18 protein-coding genes are annotated in these 16,525 nt (G+C 68.3%); 7 read left to right on the top strand and 11 right to left on the bottom strand.

From position 1 onward, the window contains the following. Positions 1-69: 69 nt before the first annotated feature. Positions 70-1,593: an FAD-dependent monooxygenase gene (locus IAE41_RS05770; RefSeq protein ID WP_200732419.1), complete on the top strand. Its 1,524-nt coding sequence runs from the start codon at positions 70-72 to the stop codon at positions 1,591-1,593. Here IAE41_RS05770 and IAE41_RS05765 read toward each other — a convergent pair. After that, positions 1,577-2,770, bottom strand: coding sequence for a GAF domain-containing sensor histidine kinase (locus IAE41_RS05765; RefSeq protein ID WP_200732418.1), 1,194 nt, complete (start codon positions 2,768-2,770; stop codon positions 1,577-1,579). The two genes, IAE41_RS05770 and IAE41_RS05765, sit on opposite strands and share 17 nt — an antisense overlap. A 117-nt stretch (positions 2,771-2,887) precedes the next feature. Between IAE41_RS05765 and IAE41_RS05760 the strand changes: the two genes are divergently transcribed. Continuing rightward, the gene (locus tag IAE41_RS05760) at positions 2,888-3,304 is read left to right on the top strand and encodes a hypothetical protein (protein ID WP_200732417.1); all 417 of its coding nucleotides are present in this window, start codon (positions 2,888-2,890) and stop codon (positions 3,302-3,304) included. 127 nt (positions 3,305-3,431) lie between these two features. Here the strand turns inward: IAE41_RS05760 and IAE41_RS05755 are convergent, their stop codons facing one another. The 8 genes from IAE41_RS05755 to IAE41_RS22460 form a co-directional block, all read right to left on the bottom strand. Continuing rightward, the gene (locus IAE41_RS05755) at positions 3,432-5,195 is read right to left on the bottom strand and encodes a sensor domain-containing phosphodiesterase (protein WP_200732416.1); all 1,764 of its coding nucleotides are present in this window, start codon (positions 5,193-5,195) and stop codon (positions 3,432-3,434) included. A 190-nt stretch (positions 5,196-5,385) separates the two neighbouring features. Then, positions 5,386-7,506, bottom strand: a complete 2,121-nt coding sequence (locus IAE41_RS22710) for a methyl-accepting chemotaxis protein (RefSeq protein ID WP_200732415.1) — start codon at positions 7,504-7,506, stop codon at positions 5,386-5,388. 144 nt (positions 7,507-7,650) lie between these two features. Beyond that, positions 7,651-7,920 carry a hypothetical protein gene (locus IAE41_RS05745; RefSeq protein WP_079222317.1) on the bottom strand — a complete coding sequence of 90 codons (270 nt, stop codon included), beginning with the start codon at positions 7,918-7,920 and terminating at the stop codon, positions 7,651-7,653. Positions 7,921-8,036: 116 nt separating this feature from the next. Continuing rightward, positions 8,037-8,780 carry an SOS response-associated peptidase family protein gene (locus IAE41_RS05740; RefSeq protein ID WP_200732414.1) on the bottom strand — a complete coding sequence of 248 codons (744 nt, stop codon included), beginning with the start codon at positions 8,778-8,780 and terminating at the stop codon, positions 8,037-8,039. A 15-nt stretch (positions 8,781-8,795) separates the two neighbouring features. Further along, positions 8,796-8,984 carry a hypothetical protein gene (locus tag IAE41_RS05735; protein WP_200732413.1) on the bottom strand — a complete coding sequence of 63 codons (189 nt, stop codon included), beginning with the start codon at positions 8,982-8,984 and terminating at the stop codon, positions 8,796-8,798. After that, positions 8,981-9,229, bottom strand: coding sequence for a hypothetical protein (locus IAE41_RS05730; protein ID WP_079222314.1), 249 nt, complete (start codon positions 9,227-9,229; stop codon positions 8,981-8,983). Before IAE41_RS05730 ends, IAE41_RS05735 begins: the two co-directional genes overlap by 4 nt. A gap of 143 nt (positions 9,230-9,372) precedes the next feature. Further along, positions 9,373-10,569 carry an MFS transporter gene (locus IAE41_RS05725; RefSeq protein ID WP_200732412.1) on the bottom strand — a complete coding sequence of 399 codons (1,197 nt, stop codon included), beginning with the start codon at positions 10,567-10,569 and terminating at the stop codon, positions 9,373-9,375. A 108-nt stretch (positions 10,570-10,677) separates the two neighbouring features. Beyond that, a complete protein-coding gene (locus IAE41_RS22460; RefSeq protein WP_234458331.1) occupies positions 10,678-11,511 on the bottom strand; it encodes a hypothetical protein in 834 nt (277 codons plus the stop codon). Positions 11,512-11,611: 100 nt separating this feature from the next. Here IAE41_RS22460 and IAE41_RS05715 point away from each other — a divergent pair, with 100 nt between their 5' ends. After that, positions 11,612-12,118 carry an N-acetyltransferase gene (locus IAE41_RS05715; protein ID WP_200732411.1) on the top strand — a complete coding sequence of 169 codons (507 nt, stop codon included), beginning with the start codon at positions 11,612-11,614 and terminating at the stop codon, positions 12,116-12,118. A 40-nt stretch (positions 12,119-12,158) separates the two neighbouring features. Here IAE41_RS05715 and IAE41_RS05710 read toward each other — a convergent pair whose 3' ends face one another. Then, on the bottom strand, positions 12,159-12,383 hold the full coding sequence (locus IAE41_RS05710; protein WP_200732410.1) for a hypothetical protein: 225 nt from the start codon (positions 12,381-12,383) through the stop codon (positions 12,159-12,161). A 62-nt stretch (positions 12,384-12,445) separates the two neighbouring features. Further along, a complete protein-coding gene (locus IAE41_RS05705; RefSeq protein ID WP_200732409.1) occupies positions 12,446-12,883 on the bottom strand; it encodes an acetyltransferase in 438 nt (145 codons plus the stop codon). An 85-nt stretch (positions 12,884-12,968) separates the two neighbouring features. On the opposite strand from IAE41_RS05705, the gene tadA reads away from it, so the two are divergent. The 4 genes from tadA (at position 12,969) to IAE41_RS05685 (ending at position 16,456) form a co-directional block, all read left to right on the top strand. Beyond that, positions 12,969-13,496: a tRNA adenosine(34) deaminase TadA gene (gene tadA / locus IAE41_RS05700; protein ID WP_200732408.1), complete on the top strand. Its 528-nt coding sequence runs from the start codon at positions 12,969-12,971 to the stop codon at positions 13,494-13,496. A gap of 75 nt (positions 13,497-13,571) precedes the next feature. After that, entirely contained in the window at positions 13,572-14,144 is a 573-nt protein-coding gene (gene orn, locus IAE41_RS05695; protein WP_079222308.1) for an oligoribonuclease, read from the top strand. A gap of 168 nt (positions 14,145-14,312) precedes the next feature. After that, on the top strand, positions 14,313-15,185 hold the full coding sequence (locus IAE41_RS05690) for an EcsC family protein (protein WP_108758529.1): 873 nt from the start codon (positions 14,313-14,315) through the stop codon (positions 15,183-15,185). Between the two features lie 155 nt (positions 15,186-15,340). Further along, a complete protein-coding gene (locus IAE41_RS05685; protein ID WP_200732407.1) occupies positions 15,341-16,456 on the top strand; it encodes an alkene reductase in 1,116 nt (371 codons plus the stop codon). Positions 16,457-16,525: the final 69 nt, after the last annotated feature.

The raw sequence follows: 16,525 nt of genomic DNA, 5'->3' as shown, positions 1-16,525 counted from the left end.
TCGAAAACGTACACCGAGTGTAACATTCGCGGCGACAGAGCGCCGACCCGGTGCTCATGGGGGTTTTCCATGCAGTACGACGTGGTCATCGCCGGGGCCGGCCCGGTCGGCCTGTTCCTGGCGGCCGAGCTGGCCCAGGGTGGCGCGCAGGTGCTTGTGCTGGAGCAGGCGGCAGTGGCCGACACGCCGCTGAAGCGGCTGCCGTTCGGCCTGCGCGGCCTCACCGCGCCCACGCTGGAGGCGCTGGACCGTCGTGGCCTGCTGCAGGCGCTGGCCGCCACCCAGGTGCGCATGCCCGCCAAGGGGGCGCCGCCGCCGGGCACCGCGCACTGGTTGGCGCAGGCGCGGCCACTGGGCGGGCACTTCGCCGGTATTCCGTTCGCGCTGGACCGCGTCGACAGCGGGCGCTGGCCGTACCGGTTGCCTGGTCCGGCGGCCACCCAGATGCCGGTGGAGCTGGCGGCGCTGGAAGTGGTGCTGGCCGAACGCGCGCAGTCGCTGGGCGTGCGGATCATGCGCGGTACGGCCGTGGAAGGCCTCCAGCCGCAGGCTGACCATGTGCGGGTTGATGCAGGCGGGCAGCGCTTCACTGGCCGCTGGCTGGTGGGCTGCGATGGCGGCCGCAGCACGGTGCGCAAGCGCGCCGGTGTTGCCTTCGTCGGCACAGAGCCTGAGTTCACCGGCCACTCCCTCAGCGTCACGCTGGAGGATCCCTCGGTGCTGACGCCTGGCCGCCAGTACACCGACCATGGCATGTGCAACTTCAACCCGCCCGGCACGCTGGCACTGGCCGATTTCGATCGTGGCGCCGGGCACCGCCAGCCGCTTGACCGTGATACCGCTGAGGCCCTGCTTCGCCGCGTTTCAGGCCGCGATGTGCGGGTGCGCGAACTGCACCTGGCGACAACCTGGACCGATGCCGCGCGCCAGGCCGAGCGCTATCGCCACGGGCGCGTGCTGCTGGCCGGTGACGCCGCGCACGTGCATTCGCCGCTGGGCGGGCAGGGGTTGAACCTTGGGCTGGGCGATGCGATGAACCTGGGCTGGAAGTTGGCCGCGGTGCTGCGTGGCGAGGCGGGCGAGGCGCTGCTGGACAGCTACCACGCCGAGCGCCACCCGATCGGGGCGCAGGTGCTGGACTGGTCGCGCGCACAGGTGGCGCTGATGCGGCCGGGTGCGGGCTCGCGTGCGCTGGCTGCGGTGATGGCCGATCTGCTCGATACCACCGGGGGCGCGACCTACATGGCCGAGCGCGTATGGGGTATTTCGCAGCAGCTGCCGCTCGGGAGCGCGCATCCGCTGGTGGGGCGCAGTGCGCCGGATTTTGTATCGGCTGATGGGCTGCGCATGGGCGAACTGCTGCGCGCCGGACGCGCTGTGTACTGGGTGTTCGACGCAGGTTCGCCGCTGTGCGGCGTGCTGGATGCGTGGCAGCCGCAGGTCCAGTGCATTATCCGCCAGCCCATAGATGGCATGGGACTGGCCGCGCTGCTGGTGCGGCCCGATGGCATCGTCGCCTGGGCGGCCGACACTGGTGAAGCGGCAGGCGACGTGCGTGAGGCGGCGTCGCGCTGGTTCAGATCCGCAGCGTAAGCACCGTCCCGGCGCCATCGGAACTGATGACGCTCAGCGTGCCGCTGTGGGCCTTGGCGATCTGCGAGGCGATGTACAGCCCCAGCCCGAGCCCCGCATCCAGCCGGCGCTCCTGCGGCCGCGCAAACGGCTCGAACATCTGCGCCAGCTGCGCTGCGGGAATGACGCCCTGGTTGGCCACGCTGATTTCGATGCCGTCGTCGGTGCTGCGGCCATGCACCCGTATCGGCTGGTCCGCCGTACCGTGCACGGCGGCGTTGATGACCAGGTTGGCCAGCAGCTGGCACAGGCGTGCGGCGTCGCAGAGGAAGGTCAACGGCAGCTGCAGGTCCACTTCGCAGGTGCGCTGCGGATAGGGGCGCATCGCTTCGCGGCAGGCCATGGCCAGGATGCCGGAGAGGTCCGACCACGGCTCCAGCTTCAATGCGATGCCGCTGCCCAGGCGTCCGCGTGTGAAATCCAGGGTGACATCGATCAGTTCGGCGATGCGGTCGGCACTCTCGTTGATATGGCCAAGCACCTTCTGCTGCGAATCGGACAACGCGCCCAGCGACAGCAGGTCGACACCGGCGCGGATGGCCTGCACGGGGTTGCGCAGATCGTGCGCCAGCACACCGATGAATTCCTCGCGCTGCTTGGCCACCCGCTGCAGTTCGGCATTGGACTGCTCGAACTCGGCCAGTTGGCGGCCGACCGAATCGCCCTGCGCCTTCAGGCCATCGATGGTGCGGCTGTCGGCATCGTGGCTGAGGATGGCATCGATCTGCGCCGCCACCAGTGCCGCCAAAGAGTTCAGCGACTGCACGCGTTCCTCATCCACCGGCCGGGGTTCCGGGTCCAGCGTGCACAGCGTGCCGAAAATGGAGCCGTCGACCAGCACCAGCGGCACCGAGAGGAAACTGCGGAAGCCGTACATGCCGGGGATGGGGCTGCACTGGTAGTCCGGGTGGCTCAGCGCATCGGCAAACCACACCGGGGAGCGCGACGCGCGGACCTCCTTGCAGAAGGTCTTGTTCACATCGAGGAGCATGCCGCTGGAAATGCCCAGGCCTGCGCTGTCGATGCTCTGGATGGAGCGTGCCGAGGTGTCGGTTACTTCAGCCACCAGTGCCACGCGCATGCCGGTCAACGCGCATGCCAGGTCCAGCGATGGCCGGAAATCGATTCGGGTAGGCATGGGGGTTCCAGACAGACTGCGGTATGCGGCCAGTATAGCGAGCACTAGCGGAGTTTCATCACGCCTTCGCGGCCGCATGCACACACTGCACGCCCTTCCCGAACCGCAAGGCATGCCGTGATCAGCAGTACGCTCCTCCAGACCTTCTCCGCTTCCCACCCGGCCGATGCGCGTGTGCTGCGCACCCGGTTTGGCAGCAAGGAGACTTTCGTGGGCTGCTGCGTGACCGGCATCGAACTGGGCCGGCCGGTGTTCGACATGGCCGGCGAGCAGATGCTGGATGCGCTGTTCGAGCGCGCCGGGCAGGTGAAGGTGGTGGTGCTGGGCAGCGCCTTCGAGTGCCCCATCCGTTTCCATCAGGAACTGCAGCAGGTGCCGGCCGATACCGCGCTGTGCTTCGCGTTTGGCGATGTCGTGGCGCTGGAGGAAGCGTTGCCGCTGCTGCGACCGCAGTACACCGGCGGCGTGCTGGAGCGCTGCGGCTCGCTCGAGGGTGTCGGCGTGGCTGAACTGCTGGCCACACGCGCCGCGTAACCGCGCGCAGAGGCAGTCGAGCAAGCTCGACTCTACGCCTGGGAAGACTCGGTGTGTAATCGCGTGCTTCGTAGCGTCGAGCTTGCTCGACGGATTTTCACGCAGAGGCAGTCGAGCACGCTCGACGCTACGCCTGGGCGGACGCGGCGCGGAATCGTTCGCTGAACGCTTCAGCCGTCATCGGTCGAGCCAGGGCAAAGCCCTGGATTTCATCGCAGCCCAGTGCCTGCAGCCGCGCGACCTGCTCGGCGCTTTCCACGCCTTCGGCCACCGCGGCATAGCCCAGGCGCTGGGCCAGGCCGATGATCGCTTCCACCTTCAGCGCGGCACGCGGGTCCAGGCACAGGCGGTCGATCACGGTCTTGTCCAGCTTGAGCGTGCTGATCGGCAGCTCGGTGAGGTAGCCGAAGTTGCTGTAGCCGCTACCAAAGTCATCCACGGCGATGCGCAGCCCCGCCGCCGCCATCTGCCGCAACTGCTGGCCAGCGGGGGAGTCCACGCGCAGCCACTGGCTCTCGGTGATCTCCACTTCGATGTCCGCGCAGGACAGCCCTTTCTGTTCGATCGCGCGTATCAGTCGCAGCGCCGCATCTTCCTCGCCCATGTCGCGCGCCGAGTAGTTGATCGAAAGGGTCAGCGTGATGCCCGCCGCGCGCCAGGCAACGCACTGGTCCAGCGCCTGGTCGATCACCCAGCGGGTGATGCCCTGCATGACCGCCGTGCGTTCGAACACCGGGATGAACTCGGCCGGGCTGACAGCACCCAGTTGCGGGTGGTTCCAGCGGATCAACACCTCGGCGGCCACCGGTTCCAGGTCCGAGGCGCGGAAGCGCGGCTGGTAGACCAGGTGGAACTGCTTCTCCTGCAGCGCTTCGCGTGCATCGGTGGCCAACCGATAGCCGCGCCGCGTGCGCGCATCGCGCGTTTCGGAATACCAGCGGAACGGCGAGCGGCTGTTGATGGCGGCGTTCAGCCCCACCAGCATGCGGCGGATGGTTTCGTCTGCCGTGTGCTGGCCCAGGGTGACGCCACAGATGCCGGCATGGAAGGAAGGCGACATCGGCACCTGCGCGGCCATCATGGGCCGGGTCAGCCGATCCTGCAGCTCGGCCACCAGGTCTTCCACGGCCTTCGACGATGACAGCTCGACCACGAAGGCAAACCGCGCCACACCCACGTGGTAGACCTCGGCCATGCCGTCCAGCGCCACCCGCAGGCGCACGCCGATGCGGCGGATCAGTGTTTCCAGAGGCGCCATGCCCAGTACCTGGCCGGCCTCGGTAGCGGTGGTGGCATCGAAGACGTCGATCAGCACCGCATGCACGAAGGTGTCCGGCTCACGCGCGGCGTGGGCGTCGAAGTCCAGCGTGAACTGATGGCGGTCGGGCAGGCCGCTGACCGGATCGCGACGGCCGGTCAGGGCGCGCAGCTCGAGTTCGTTCATCGCCGCATTGGCCAGGGTCTGCAGCTGGCGACGCTGCGCTTCGGAAAACTGCCGGGGCGCGTCGTCCATGATGCAGAACGCACCGATGGCCACGCCGTTGCGGGCAACCAGGGGCGTGCCTGCATAGAAGCGAAGCTGCGCATCGCCGGTCACCAGCGGATTGCTGGCGTGGCGCGGGTGCGCGCGCAGGTCATCGATGACCAGTGTCTCGGCAATGCCGATGGCAGAGGCGCAGATCGAATCGCGGATATGCGTCTGGGTGACATCCAGCCCCTTGCGCGAGACCAGCCGCTGGCGATCGACCTCAAGCAGCGAAACGAACGCAACGGGCACGTTGAAGGCGTGCGTGGCGAGCTCGGTGAGGCTGTCGAGGGCGGCGCCGGAAACTTCGCCGAGCGCATTGAGGCCGGCCAGGGTGGAAAGGCGTTCTTGTTCGGGGGAGGGCATCAGGACCACATCAGAACGCACAGGGGGGCTGCATGGGCGGAACGACCGCGGCAGCGCAACCACAATGTCGCGCGGCAGGGATCGGGGGAAGGGGTGCAGGCCGCTGCCTGCTGAATGCTTCAGGCCTGCGCCGTGATGGTAGTGCGGGGCCGATCCGGGCAGTGTGAGTGCCCGCATCGGTCCCTGCCGATCAGGCCGCGCGCCGGAGTGCGGTGGCTGCGTGGCCCGAGACGCGGAACACGGCGGCGGCCTGGTCCAGTTCCGCTGCCTGCCCGGCCATTGCGCGCGCGGCTGCACTGGCTTCCTCGACCAGCGCGGCATTCTGCTGGGTGGCCTCGTCCATCTGCGCGATGGTCTGGTTGACCTGCTCGATGCCAGCCGCCTGCTCGACGCTGGCCTGGGCGATCTGCTGCACCAGGTGCCCGGTCTGGCCCGCGGCAGCGGTCAGCTGCCCGATGGCGGCCTCGGTCTGGCGGGCGATGGTGATGCCCGCTTCGACCCTGCCGGTGGATTCATCGATCAATGCCTTGATGTCCTTGGCCGATGCCGCCGCGCGCTGGGCCAGGGTGCGCACTTCGCTGGCGACCACGGCGAAGCCGCGGCCCTGTTCGCCCGCGCGGGCCGCCTCGACCGCTGCATTGAGGGCCAGGATGTTGGTCTGGAACGCGATGCCGTCGATCAGGCTGACCATTTCGCCGATGCGCAGCGAAGAGGCGTTGATCTGGCCCATCACGCGCACCACGTCCTGCACCGCGTGTGCGGTCTGCTGCAGGGCCTCGCCGGCACTGCGCGAAGCCGCATCGGCCTGCTGCGCATGCTCGGCGTTCTGGCGGACGGTGGAGGTCAGCTCTTCCATCGATGCAGCGGTTTCTTCCAGGTTGGCGGCCTGGCTTTCGGTGCGCCGCGACAGGTCGGCGTTGCCTGCGGCAATCTCATCGGACGCGCTGGCGATCGAACCGGAGGCCTGCTGGATGCGGCGGATGATGCCGGCGAGGTTTTCCGCCGTGCGGTTGGTGTCGCGCTGCATGGCGGCAAACACGCCCTGGAAGTCGCCGTCGATGCGGCGGGTCAGGTCGCCCTCGGCCATCGCACCCAGCACCTTGGATAGCGCACCGAGGCTGCCGTCAGCGGTGGCCATGAGGCGGTTGAGGTCTTCGATCATGCGGCGGAAATCGTGGCGGTAGGCGGTGGCATCACCACGCGCGCTGAAGTCGCCGGCCGCGGCGGCCGATGCCAGGCGCTGGATGTCCTGGTTGATGGCGTGCAGGCTGGCCTTGGCGGCATCCATCGACTCGTGCAGCATCGCGCGGCTGCCCGGCAGGCGCCGTGCGTCGCGGCTGAGGTCGCCCTGGGCGTACTGGTTCAGTACCTCGATGGCGTCGACGATCGCGTCCAGGTGCTCGAACACCATGGTGTTCATGCCCTGTGCCAGCTCGCCGTACACGCCGGGGAAATCCACCGGCATACGGTGGCTGATGTCCTCGGCGGCATGCTTGCCGATCATCAGCTGGGTCTGCTGCGAGAAGCGCTGCAGCAGGCCGACCATGCCGTCGGTGGCACGCAGCATCTGGCCCACTTCGTCGGGGCTGTCGTCCTGGTGGCGGATGCTGAGATCGCCGCGGGTGACCGCATTGATCGACGCCTGCACCTGCGCCAGTGGGCGGGTCAGGCTGCGCGAGATCAGCCATGCCGCGATGATGCCCAGGCCCAGGCTGAGCACGCCGAACAGGCTGAGCAGCGCGGTCGTGCGTGCGGCCAGTGCCTGCATCTCCTTGGCGGCTTCGTCGACCAGGGTCTGCTGCAGTTCGGCGAACTCGGCCAGCGCGGCGTTCCAATCGGCGGCAGCGGGGCCGGCACGGGTCAGCAGCTGCGTGCTGGCCGCATCGAAATCGCCGGCCAGCATCGCCGCATCGAGGTCGCGGTTGAGTGCAACGGTGGCCTGCTGCTTCTGGGCAACCTTGGCGCGCATTGTTTCGGCCAGCGGGCTGGTGGCCGGGCGCTCGGTGAAGTGGGTCCAGATCTGGTCGTAGCGCTCCGACATCGCATGCGCCCTGGCGATGTCCTCGCCCAGGCCCTGGCCGCGCTTGATCAGCATGTCGCGGCGCAGGAGCAGCAGTTCCTTGTTGATGATGAGCATGTCGTACAGCTCGCCCATGCGGGTGACGCGGACGTTCACGGCGTTGTCGAACTGTTGCCGCTGCTGGTAATTGCTGTGCAGGGCGATCGCAAGAATGGTGGCGATCAGGAGAAGCAGGATGGAAAAGCCCGCAGTGAGGCGGGTGCCAACCTTGAAGCGGCGCAGCGTGTTCATTTTGTGAAATCCGGTAGTCGTTGTAGGCCCGACTGCCGGGCGTGTCTGCACAGGAGAGAGTCCCGGCAAGCAGTACAACGGTAGCGGCGGCGCAGGCTGAAGCTTTAGCGCCGAGGACGGATTTTTTTCGGAGGTGCCTGCAGGTCAGGCGATGCAGAGCACGAACACGGCCGACAGGGCGAGCATCAGCACGAATACCCGCCGGCTGAGGGCCAGGCAGGCCAATCCAGCGGCCAGCGCCCAGGCGCCGAGCAGCACGCACGCCAGCAGCCACAGCCCCATGCCCATCAACGAGCCGGACACCACGCCGGACAGCGCCAGTGCCTTGAACAGGCCCACGCCCAGCACGCTGCCCAGCATTCCGGCCTGCAGGGCAACGGCATCATGGCGGGCGGGGGCAGGGCGGTGATGCATGGGCTGCACTGTGCAGGAAGCCACATCCACGCCATGTGTTTTTTGCGGTTCAGCGAAGGCGGCGTAGGGGTCAGAGCCCTTGCCTTTGGCAAGGGATCCGACCCCAGGCCCACCGCTCACGCGTCGTCGTCCAGCGCGTCCCCATCCCAGTCGGCCGGCACGTCATCGGCCTGCAGCCCGTCCGGGTCGACGGGTTCGAGCAGCGTGTAGTCATCGCGACGCGGGTCGCGGATGCCGAGGCCGACGTACGTGGCTTCCAGTGCAGCGGTACGGGCACGCCGCCGCAGTTGTGCCGGTGTGGCCAGGGTGCCGCCGAGCCAGGCCGCAGCTGCGGCGGGCTCGAGGAACACCGGGCCATCGGGCGACAACGGGGCGGGGATGGCCGGGTTGCCATCGGTCAGGATCGAAAACGTATCGCGCTGTTGGCCCGCGTCATCCTGCCAGTGCTCCCACAGCCCCGCCGCCAGCAGCGCTACGCCATCCTGGCGCTGGACGAACATCGGCCAGGGCGGCCGCCGCTGCCGGTCCCATTTGAAATAGCCGGTCATCGGCACGATGCAGCGGCGCTTGTTCCAGGCATCGGCGAAGATGCGGCTGCGTGGCGCGCGTTCCAGCCGGGCGGTGACCGTGGTGTAGGGCGTGGACGGTTGCTTCGACCAGCGCGGCACCAGGCCCCACTGCATGTCCGCAACAACGGTGCCCGCAGCTGCATCGGATGCCCCGGCGGCCCAGACCCATGCGTGGCCGTCCTTGCCGATGTTGTAGCGCGCATCGGCACCGGCCAGCGCCGCAGACACTTCGCCGGGCAGGTCAGCGGAAAAGCTTTCCGCGTCGACGAAGGCCTGCACGAAGCGCCGCATGCCCGCCCCGCCGCGTCAGTGCGGCGCGTGCGCCTGCAGTACGTCGCGGCCGTGCGGGGTCAGGTCGATGTCACCGTCTTCGGCCTGCACCGCAAGCCCGGCGGTGACAGCCCAGGTGGCGTCGTCGCCCTTCACTGGCTGCGCATCGGCGATCGCGCGCAGGATCTGCAGCTGTCCGGCCGTCAGGGTCGCGTCCACGTTCATACACCCAGTACCCGCGGCAGCTGCCAGTCGGCCACGCGTGCATTGCTCACCGCCTGGTGGCAGCCGCAGTCATCGCAGCGGAACAGGGTGCCACCGGGAAGATGCAGCAGGTTGCCTTCGGTGGACGATGTCGTGGCATCGCAGTGCTTGCAGGTCACCGTCAGCGCGGTAATGCGTTCGACGCCACCGGCCATGTTGAAGACGGCCTCGAAGGCGCGAATGGCGAAGTGACCGGTGTCCGACATGGGAAAGGGGCTGCCAGGGAGAAGGTGCATTCATCGTCACACTTTCCCCTGTGACGGCACCGTCAGCCCGATGCGGCGGCGAGGTCAACGCAGCCCTCGGCAGGCGCAGCCCCTGCCAGCGGCAAGGGCTGCGGTCCGGGGGCTCAGGCCGCCTTGCGGCGGCGGTCCACCAGCATCGACACGCCCCACAGCAGCAGGCCGCCGATGGCGGTGGCGGCACCGACATAGCCGGTGGTGGCCGGGCTGAAGCCGGCGCTGATGGCCATGCCGCCCAGCCACGGGCCCAGCGCATTGGCGGTATTGAAGGCGGCGTGGTTGGAGGCGGCGGCCAGCGTCTGCGCCTCGCCGGCCACATCCATCAGGCGGGTCTGCAGCACGGCTGCCAGCGCGCCCATGGTGCCCACGGTGATGATCATCGGGCCGATGGTCCACACCGATTGTGCGGCCAGCGGGTACAGCAGCAGCATCACGATGGACCACACCAGCACCACGGCCGCGGCCTTGAAGTGGAACTTGTCCACCAGCCAGCCGCCGGCGATGTTGCCGATGATCGCGCCGATGCCGAAAACACCCACCGCCAGCGGCATCCACGACTCGGCCACGCCGGTCACCTGCACCAGGGTCGGTGCGAGGTAGGTGAACACGCAGAACATGCCCGCAAAGCCGACCGCGCCGATGGCCAGCGCCAGCCAGACCTGGGTGGTGTTGAACGCGCGCAGCTCACGCATTGGCGAGGTGCGCACCTCGTCCGGGTCGGGCAGCAGGAAGCGGGCGATCATCACCACGGTGGCGATGGCCAGCACGCTGACCAGGCCGAAGGCGGTGCGCCAGCTCAACTGCTGGCCCAGCCAGGTGGTCAGCGGGTTGCCGATCAGGATCGCGATGGACAGGCCCAGCAGCACCCGCGACATCGCCTGGCCACGCTGGCCGGCCGGGCTGATGGCCGCGGCCACCAGCATCGCCACGCCGAAGTAGGCGCCATGCGGCAGGCCGGCGACGAAGCGCGCGATCAGCATGGTGCTGTAGTTGGGCGCCAGGGCGCTGGCCAGGTTGCCCACCGCGTAGAAGCCCATCAGGGCCAGCAGCAGCTTGCGGCGCGGGAACGAGGCACCGATGAACGCGAGGATCGGCGCACCGACCACCACGCCGATGGCGTACGCGCTGATCAGGTGGCCGACCTGGGTTTCGCTGATCGACAGGCCGCGGCTGATTTCCAGCATCAGGCCCATGCTGGCGAATTCGCTGGTGCCGATGGCAAAGCCACCCAGCGACAGGGCGAGGATGATCCAGGTGCGCTGACGCGGCGTCAGCCGCGCGGCCAGGGGAGAATTGGGGCTCATGCGGGGGGCGGGCAGGGCGGAGGAAGCCGCCCATTGTACTGCTGCACCGCAACACCGACAGCTGCGCCGGGGTAAATCAGTGTTCGATGGGTGGATTGCTGCCGTGGTTCAGTCCAGGGGCATGCCCGGTGTTACCGGTTGCCAGCGGGGCAGCGGCCCACAGGTGTCCAGGAAACGCTGCAGGATGCGCTCGGCGCTCTCGCCGTAAGGCGGCGCCCAGTCCGGCGTGCCCTTGTCGGTCCAGGTGTCGTACGCATCCAGCTCCATCTGGGCTTCCAGTTCCTGCGAAACGATGCCGCGCACCTCCGCCAGCGATTGCAGCACCTGTTGGCTGTGCATGAACAGCAGCAGCGCAGCGGCTTGTTCAGTTTCTTCCGTGAAGCCGGACGTGATGCGGTCAAGGCCGCACACCAGCGTGTCCAGGCGCTCACCGGCTTCCATCAGCTGCACCAGGCGTTGGCGTGGGGCGGCCTCGTCGCGCTCGGCACCAGGGCTGTAGCGCGGCGGGTGCAAAGGCGTGCGGCGGGCGCCGAGGGCGGCCAGCGCGTGCCGGTACTTGCTGCGCAGCCGCTCGGCGGTCGCCGCATCCAGCGCGGCCAGGCGCGCTTCGTCGGCGTTGTCGGCGATATCCGCCAGTTTCACCTTCAACGCCACTGGGTCGGCGGCGATGCGTGCGTAGTACGTGTCTGCATCGGGTGCACTGTTGCGGCTCATCAGCTGCACTGCCTGCTGGATCGGCGCGGGGAAGTCGCCGACGCGGGATGCGTGATCGGCGCAGTCTTCCACCACATCATGCAGCCAGGCCGTCGCCTGTGCGATCGGATCGTCCTCGATGGCGCCCGCCACGCGCGCCACATGTTCGATGTAGGGGCGCCCTGCTTTGTCCTGCTGCCCGGCATGGGCTTCGATTGCCAATGCGCGTGCTCGTTCGACCCAGTCCATCATCGCCTCCTGCAGGTGGGGGGTCGATTATCGCCCAATCGTAGCCGCGCTACGCCTGCTGCCCGACAATGGCGGGCAGACGCACTGAACGGGATGCACCGTGAACTACCTCATCCGCCCTGAAACCCCGGCCGACGTCGCCAGCATCCATGGACTGACGGCAGCCGCCTTCGCCCATGCCGCGCACAGCAGCCATACCGAAGCGTTCATCGTTGACGCGTTGCGTGCGCGCGGTGAACTGACGGTGTCGCTGGTGGCGGTGGACGAGAGTCGGCTGCTCGGCCACGTGGCCGTATCGCCGGTGTCGATATCCGATGGCAGCGCTGGCTGGTTCGGCCTGGGCCCCATCTCGGTCGCGCCGGCCTGGCAGGGGCAGGGCATCGGGTCTGCATTGATGGACGCGGCCATCGACGCACTGCGCCGGCAGCATGCGCGGGGCTGCGTGCTGCTGGGCGAGCCAGCGTATTACCACCGCTTTGGTTTCCGTGCCGAACCGGCGCTGGTGCTGCCGGGCGTTCCTGCCGGGTACTTCCAGGCGCTGTGCCTGCAGCCACCGTTGCCACAGGGCGAGGTGCGCTATTCCCCGGCATTCGAAGCGACTGCCTGAGTATCCAGCCCAAGGGCGCGATGCCCCGGGCCGCAATGGTTCAGGGCATTTCGTCGTCGCGCAGCGGCACCCATGGCACCGGCTCGGGTTCCGGCGGCGGAATGCGCCGGCCACCGATATGGGTCAACAGCGCATTGGTGCGCTGTTGTTCGGCCAGCAGCCGGGCCAGCAGCGAGCGGCACGAAAAAACCGCGAAGGGCACGAACAGCCAGACCGCGCCCATCACCACCATCAGCAGGCCCCACATCACTTCGCCTGGTTGCATCGTTCGTCATCCGTGTCGAGGGAGTGCAAACCTAGCATCCAGTGCACGGATTGTGGGCGTGCTCAGCCGCCGTAGCGCAGATGGATCAGCGGATACGGCCGGCCGTGGCCATCGACCGGCGAGCGGCCGGTTTCGACGAAGCCCAGGTGCCGGTAGAAGCCGACAGCCTGCGCGTTCTGCGCGTTGACATCGGTGGTGAGCTGGGGGTGTTCGGCCAGCGCGTGCTGCAGCAGCAGGCGGCCCACGCCGGAACCGCGCGCAGCGGGGTCGATGAACAAGGCTTCCATGTGGCTGCCGTCCACCAGCATGAAGCCAAGCGGGCGATCCTGGGCATCGGCGGCGACCAGCAGCGGCGCCTGCGGCAGGAATCCGGCCACTTTGGCATCGATGGCCTGGCGGTCATCGGCACTGAGGAAATCGTGGGTGGCATCGACCGAGCGGCGCCAGAGATCGACCAGGGCAGCGCCTTCGTCGGCGCGGGAGGGACGTAGTGTGGGCATGTGACTGTCCAAGGTGCTTGTGAAGGACGCGTAGTATGCTGCTGCGTCACCCGCAATTGAACAGCCCCCAAGCGGGAGGAGAACCATGGTCGACACCCCGCTGGGCGTGCCTGTGCACGATGCCGATGAACACTGGATGCGCCACGCACTGGCCCTGGCCGAGCGCGCGCAGCACGAGTTCGACGAGATTCCGGTGGGGGCGGTGCTGGTGGGTGCCGATGGCACGCTGCTGGGCGAGGGCTGGAACCTCAACATCGCCTCCCATGACCCCAGTGCACACGCCGAGATCGTGGCCATGCGCGAAGGTGGGCGGGCACTGGCCAACCACCGGTTGATCGGCAGCACCCTGTACGTGACCCTGGAACCGTGTGCGATGTGCGCGATGGCGATCGTGCACGCGCGCGTGGCGCGGCTGGTCTACGGTGCCAGCGACCCGAAGACCGGTGCCTGCGGCAGCGTGTTCAACCTGCTGGGCGATGCCCGCCACAACCACCGGGTGGAGATCCACGGTGGCGTGCTGGCCAAGGAGGCCAGCCTGCGCCTGACCAACTACTTCCGCGCCAAGCGCGGCAAACCGCCGCTGTTGCTGGAAGACCACGCCGGCGAGGGCTGAGCAGCGAAAGGGTATGATGGCCTCCTCTTTCCTTTTCCGGCGGGCGCCATGCCTGCCCAGCAACGAGGCGACACGATGGTGGAGAACGGCGCGGCCAACGAACGACTGATCTGGATCGACCTGGAAATGACCGGGTTGGATACCGACAACGATTCGATCATCGAGATCGCCACCGTGGTCACCGATGCCCAGCTGAACGTGCTGGCCGAGGGCCCGGAATTCGCCATCCACCACCCGCTGGAAACGCTGGAAGCGATGGACGAATGGAACCGCAACCAGCATCGCCGTTCGGGCCTGTGGCAGCGCGTGCTGGACAGCACCACCACCCTGGCCCAGGCCGAAGCGCAGACCGTGAACTTCCTCGCACAGTGGATTCCGTCGGGTGTTTCGCCGATGAGCGGCAACTCGATCTGCCAGGACCGCCGTTTCCTGCACCGCCAGATGCCGCGGCTTGAGAAGTATTTCCATTACCGCAACCTGGACGTATCCACGGTGAAGGAGCTGGCCAAGCGCTGGGCGCCGACCGTGGCTGCCGGGCTGGCCAAGAACAGCAACCACACCGCGCTGAGCGACGTGCATGATTCGATCGCCGAACTGCGCCATTACCGCCAGTTCATGGGCGTGCTGTCGGGCCTGCCGACGGCCTGAACAACGACGCCGGGCATGGCCCGGCGCTACCGGGGTCACGCGAACTGGTAGTGCCGGCCGCTGGCCGGCAAGGCGCCGGGGTCGGATCCCTTTCCGGCGGAAAGGGCTCTGACCCCTCTGTCGTGCCCGCGACAAACCGTTCAACTCCATGGCGCTACTATCGGCCCCATGAACGAGCCGATCCTGCTGCCACGCGATATCGCCCACGATGCCCAGGACTGGGCCGACCTGCAGCGGGCGGTGACCCTGCTGGAGGCGCCGACGATCACCGCGCGCATGGCCAACCTGGTCGGCACGCCGCTGGAGTTCGCGGTGAAGGCGCTGCCCAAAGCGATCTCCGGACGCATCCATGGCGCCGTCGAGGCGGCACTGTCGAAATCCGCGCAGGCGGCGCTGTGGAGCATGGGCAACACGCCCGGCAAGTCGGCCTCCACCCGTTGGCACAAGGTGGCCGCGGCCACATCGGGTGCCGTGGGCGGTGCCTTCGGCTTCGCCGCGCTGTTCATCGAGCTGCCGGTGTCGACCACCATCATGATGCGTGCGGTGGCCGACGTGGCCCGCAGCGAGGGCTTCGACCTGTCGCAGTTCAGCACCCGCCAGGCCTGCCTGGAGGTGTTCGCGCTGGGCGGCAATTCGCCACGCGACGATGCCAGCGAGACCGGTTACTACCTGGCGCGCGGTTTCACCACCGACGTGATGCGCCACCTGTCGGCCGAACTGGCCGGGCGCGTGGTGACCGGCCGCGACCTGACCCTGGGCGTGGCACCGAAGGAGGCCGGCAAGCTGCTGGCCAAGCTGGTGGAGAAGGTGGCTGCGCGTTTCGGCGTGGTGGTAACCGAGAAGTTCGCCGCGCAGGCGGTGCCGATCGTGGGCGCTGCGGCCGGCGCCACCCTCAATACGATGTTCACCGACTACTACCAGGACATGGCGCGCGGCCACTTCATCGTGCGCCGGCTGGAGCTGAAGTACGGCGAAGAGGTGGTGCGGACGTGCTATGACCGGGTGGCGCATGGTGCGTTGAAGATCGAGCCGACGCTGTAACCGGGCTCTGCAAACGGGGTCAGAGCCCTTTCCTGCGGAAAGGGACCCGACCCCGACCCTTGCCTTCACGGCACAACTGTTTTGCCCGCAAGCGGCTGTTGCGGGTCGCGGGCCGTCCCCATCCTTGCGGTCAGTCCCCCGCAAGAGAATGCGCCATGTTGTTCACTCCCCACACCCTGGGCACGCTGGCCCTGCCGAACCGCATCGTGATGCCGCCGATGACCCGCTCGCGGGCGGCCGCCGGCAATGTCGCCACCGCGCAGATGGCCCAGTACTACGCCCAGCGCGCCGGTGCCGGCCTGATCGTCAGCGAAGGCACCCAGATCAGCCCGCAGGGCCAGGGCTATGCCTGGACCCCAGGCATCCACAGCGAGGCACAGGTGCAGGGCTGGCGGCAGGTGACCGATGCGGTACACGCCGCCGGTGGCCGCATCTTCGCCCAGTTGTGGCACGTCGGCCGCGTCTCCCACGTCGCCCTGCAGCCGGACGGCGCGGCGCCGGTCTCGTCGTCGGCACTGCTGGCCGAAGGGGTGAAGGTCTTCGTCGACCCGACCGGCGCCGGCCCCGGGTCGGGCGTGGGCGAGATGATCCAGCACTCGATGCCGCGCGCGCTGGCCGAGGACGAGATTCCGGGCATCATCGCCGACTACGCGCAGGCCACCCGCAATGCGCTGGCCGCCGGCTTTGACGGCGTCGAGCTGCATGGTGCCAACGGCTACCTGATCAACCAGTTCATCGATTCGCAGGCCAACCAGCGCACCGATGGCTACGGCGGCGCGCTGCAGAACCGCCTGCGCTTCCTGCGCGAAGTGGTGGAAGCCGTGGTGGCCGTCGCCGGTGCGCAGCGCGTGGGCGTGCGCCTGGCGCCGCTGACGACCCTGCAGGGTGCGGTGGACGACACGCCGCAGGCGACCTACCTGGCCGCCGCGCATCTGCTGGGCGGGCTCGGCGTGGGCTACCTGCACATCGCCGAGGCCGACTGGGAGGATGCGCCGGTGATGCCGGTGGCATTCAAGCAGGCCCTGCGCATGGTCTACCCGGGCACGCTGATCTACGCCGGCAAGTACACCGCCGAACGAGCCGAGCAGGCGCTGGCCGAGGGCTGGGCGGACCTGATCGGTTTCGGCCGGCCGTTCATCGCCAACCCCGACCTGCCGGAGCGCCTGCGCGGTGGGGCGGAGCTGAATCCGCCGGATCGCGCGACGTACTTTGGCGGCGGCGAAGCGGGGTATACCGATTACCCGGCGCTGGAAGAGGCCGTCGAGGCCTGATACCGATGTGTGGTTGCCGGGCCCGGGGGGGGGGGGGGCCCGGGGGCGGGGGGGGGGGGGTATCGGGGG

The sequence above is a fragment of the Stenotrophomonas sp. S39 genome, assembly GCF_016624665.1.
GTDB lineage: Bacteria > Pseudomonadota > Gammaproteobacteria > Xanthomonadales > Xanthomonadaceae > Stenotrophomonas.
The sequence above is the reverse complement of the archived record's forward strand: the minus strand, read 5'-3'. Positions and strand labels throughout refer to the sequence as shown.

Coding starts and splice junctions, on each gene's coding strand:
- IAE41_RS05770 (WP_200732419.1), top strand. CDS start 70: ATGCAGTACGACGTGGTCATCGCCGGGGCCGGCCCGGTCGGCCTGTTC.
- IAE41_RS05765 (WP_200732418.1), bottom strand. CDS start 2,770: ATGCCTACCCGAATCGATTTCCGGCCATCGCTGGACCTGGCATGCGCG.
- IAE41_RS05755 (WP_200732416.1), bottom strand. CDS start 5,195: ATGCCCTCCCCCGAACAAGAACGCCTTTCCACCCTGGCCGGCCTCAAT.
- IAE41_RS22710 (WP_200732415.1), bottom strand. CDS start 7,506: ATGAACACGCTGCGCCGCTTCAAGGTTGGCACCCGCCTCACTGCGGGC.
- IAE41_RS05745 (WP_079222317.1), bottom strand. CDS start 7,920: ATGCATCACCGCCCTGCCCCCGCCCGCCATGATGCCGTTGCCCTGCAG.
- IAE41_RS05740 (WP_200732414.1), bottom strand. CDS start 8,780: ATGCGGCGCTTCGTGCAGGCCTTCGTCGACGCGGAAAGCTTTTCCGCT.
- IAE41_RS05735 (WP_200732413.1), bottom strand. CDS start 8,984: ATGAACGTGGACGCGACCCTGACGGCCGGACAGCTGCAGATCCTGCGC.
- IAE41_RS05730 (WP_079222314.1), bottom strand. CDS start 9,229: ATGTCGGACACCGGTCACTTCGCCATTCGCGCCTTCGAGGCCGTCTTC.
- IAE41_RS05725 (WP_200732412.1), bottom strand. CDS start 10,569: ATGAGCCCCAATTCTCCCCTGGCCGCGCGGCTGACGCCGCGTCAGCGC.
- IAE41_RS22460 (WP_234458331.1), bottom strand. CDS start 11,511: ATGGACTGGGTCGAACGAGCACGCGCATTGGCAATCGAAGCCCATGCC.
- IAE41_RS05710 (WP_200732410.1), bottom strand. CDS start 12,383: ATGCAACCAGGCGAAGTGATGTGGGGCCTGCTGATGGTGGTGATGGGC.
- IAE41_RS05705 (WP_200732409.1), bottom strand. CDS start 12,883: ATGCCCACACTACGTCCCTCCCGCGCCGACGAAGGCGCTGCCCTGGTC.
- tadA (WP_200732408.1), top strand. CDS start 12,969: ATGGTCGACACCCCGCTGGGCGTGCCTGTGCACGATGCCGATGAACAC.
- orn (WP_079222308.1), top strand. CDS start 13,572: ATGGTGGAGAACGGCGCGGCCAACGAACGACTGATCTGGATCGACCTG.
- IAE41_RS05690 (WP_108758529.1), top strand. CDS start 14,313: ATGAACGAGCCGATCCTGCTGCCACGCGATATCGCCCACGATGCCCAG.
- IAE41_RS05685 (WP_200732407.1), top strand. CDS start 15,341: ATGTTGTTCACTCCCCACACCCTGGGCACGCTGGCCCTGCCGAACCGC.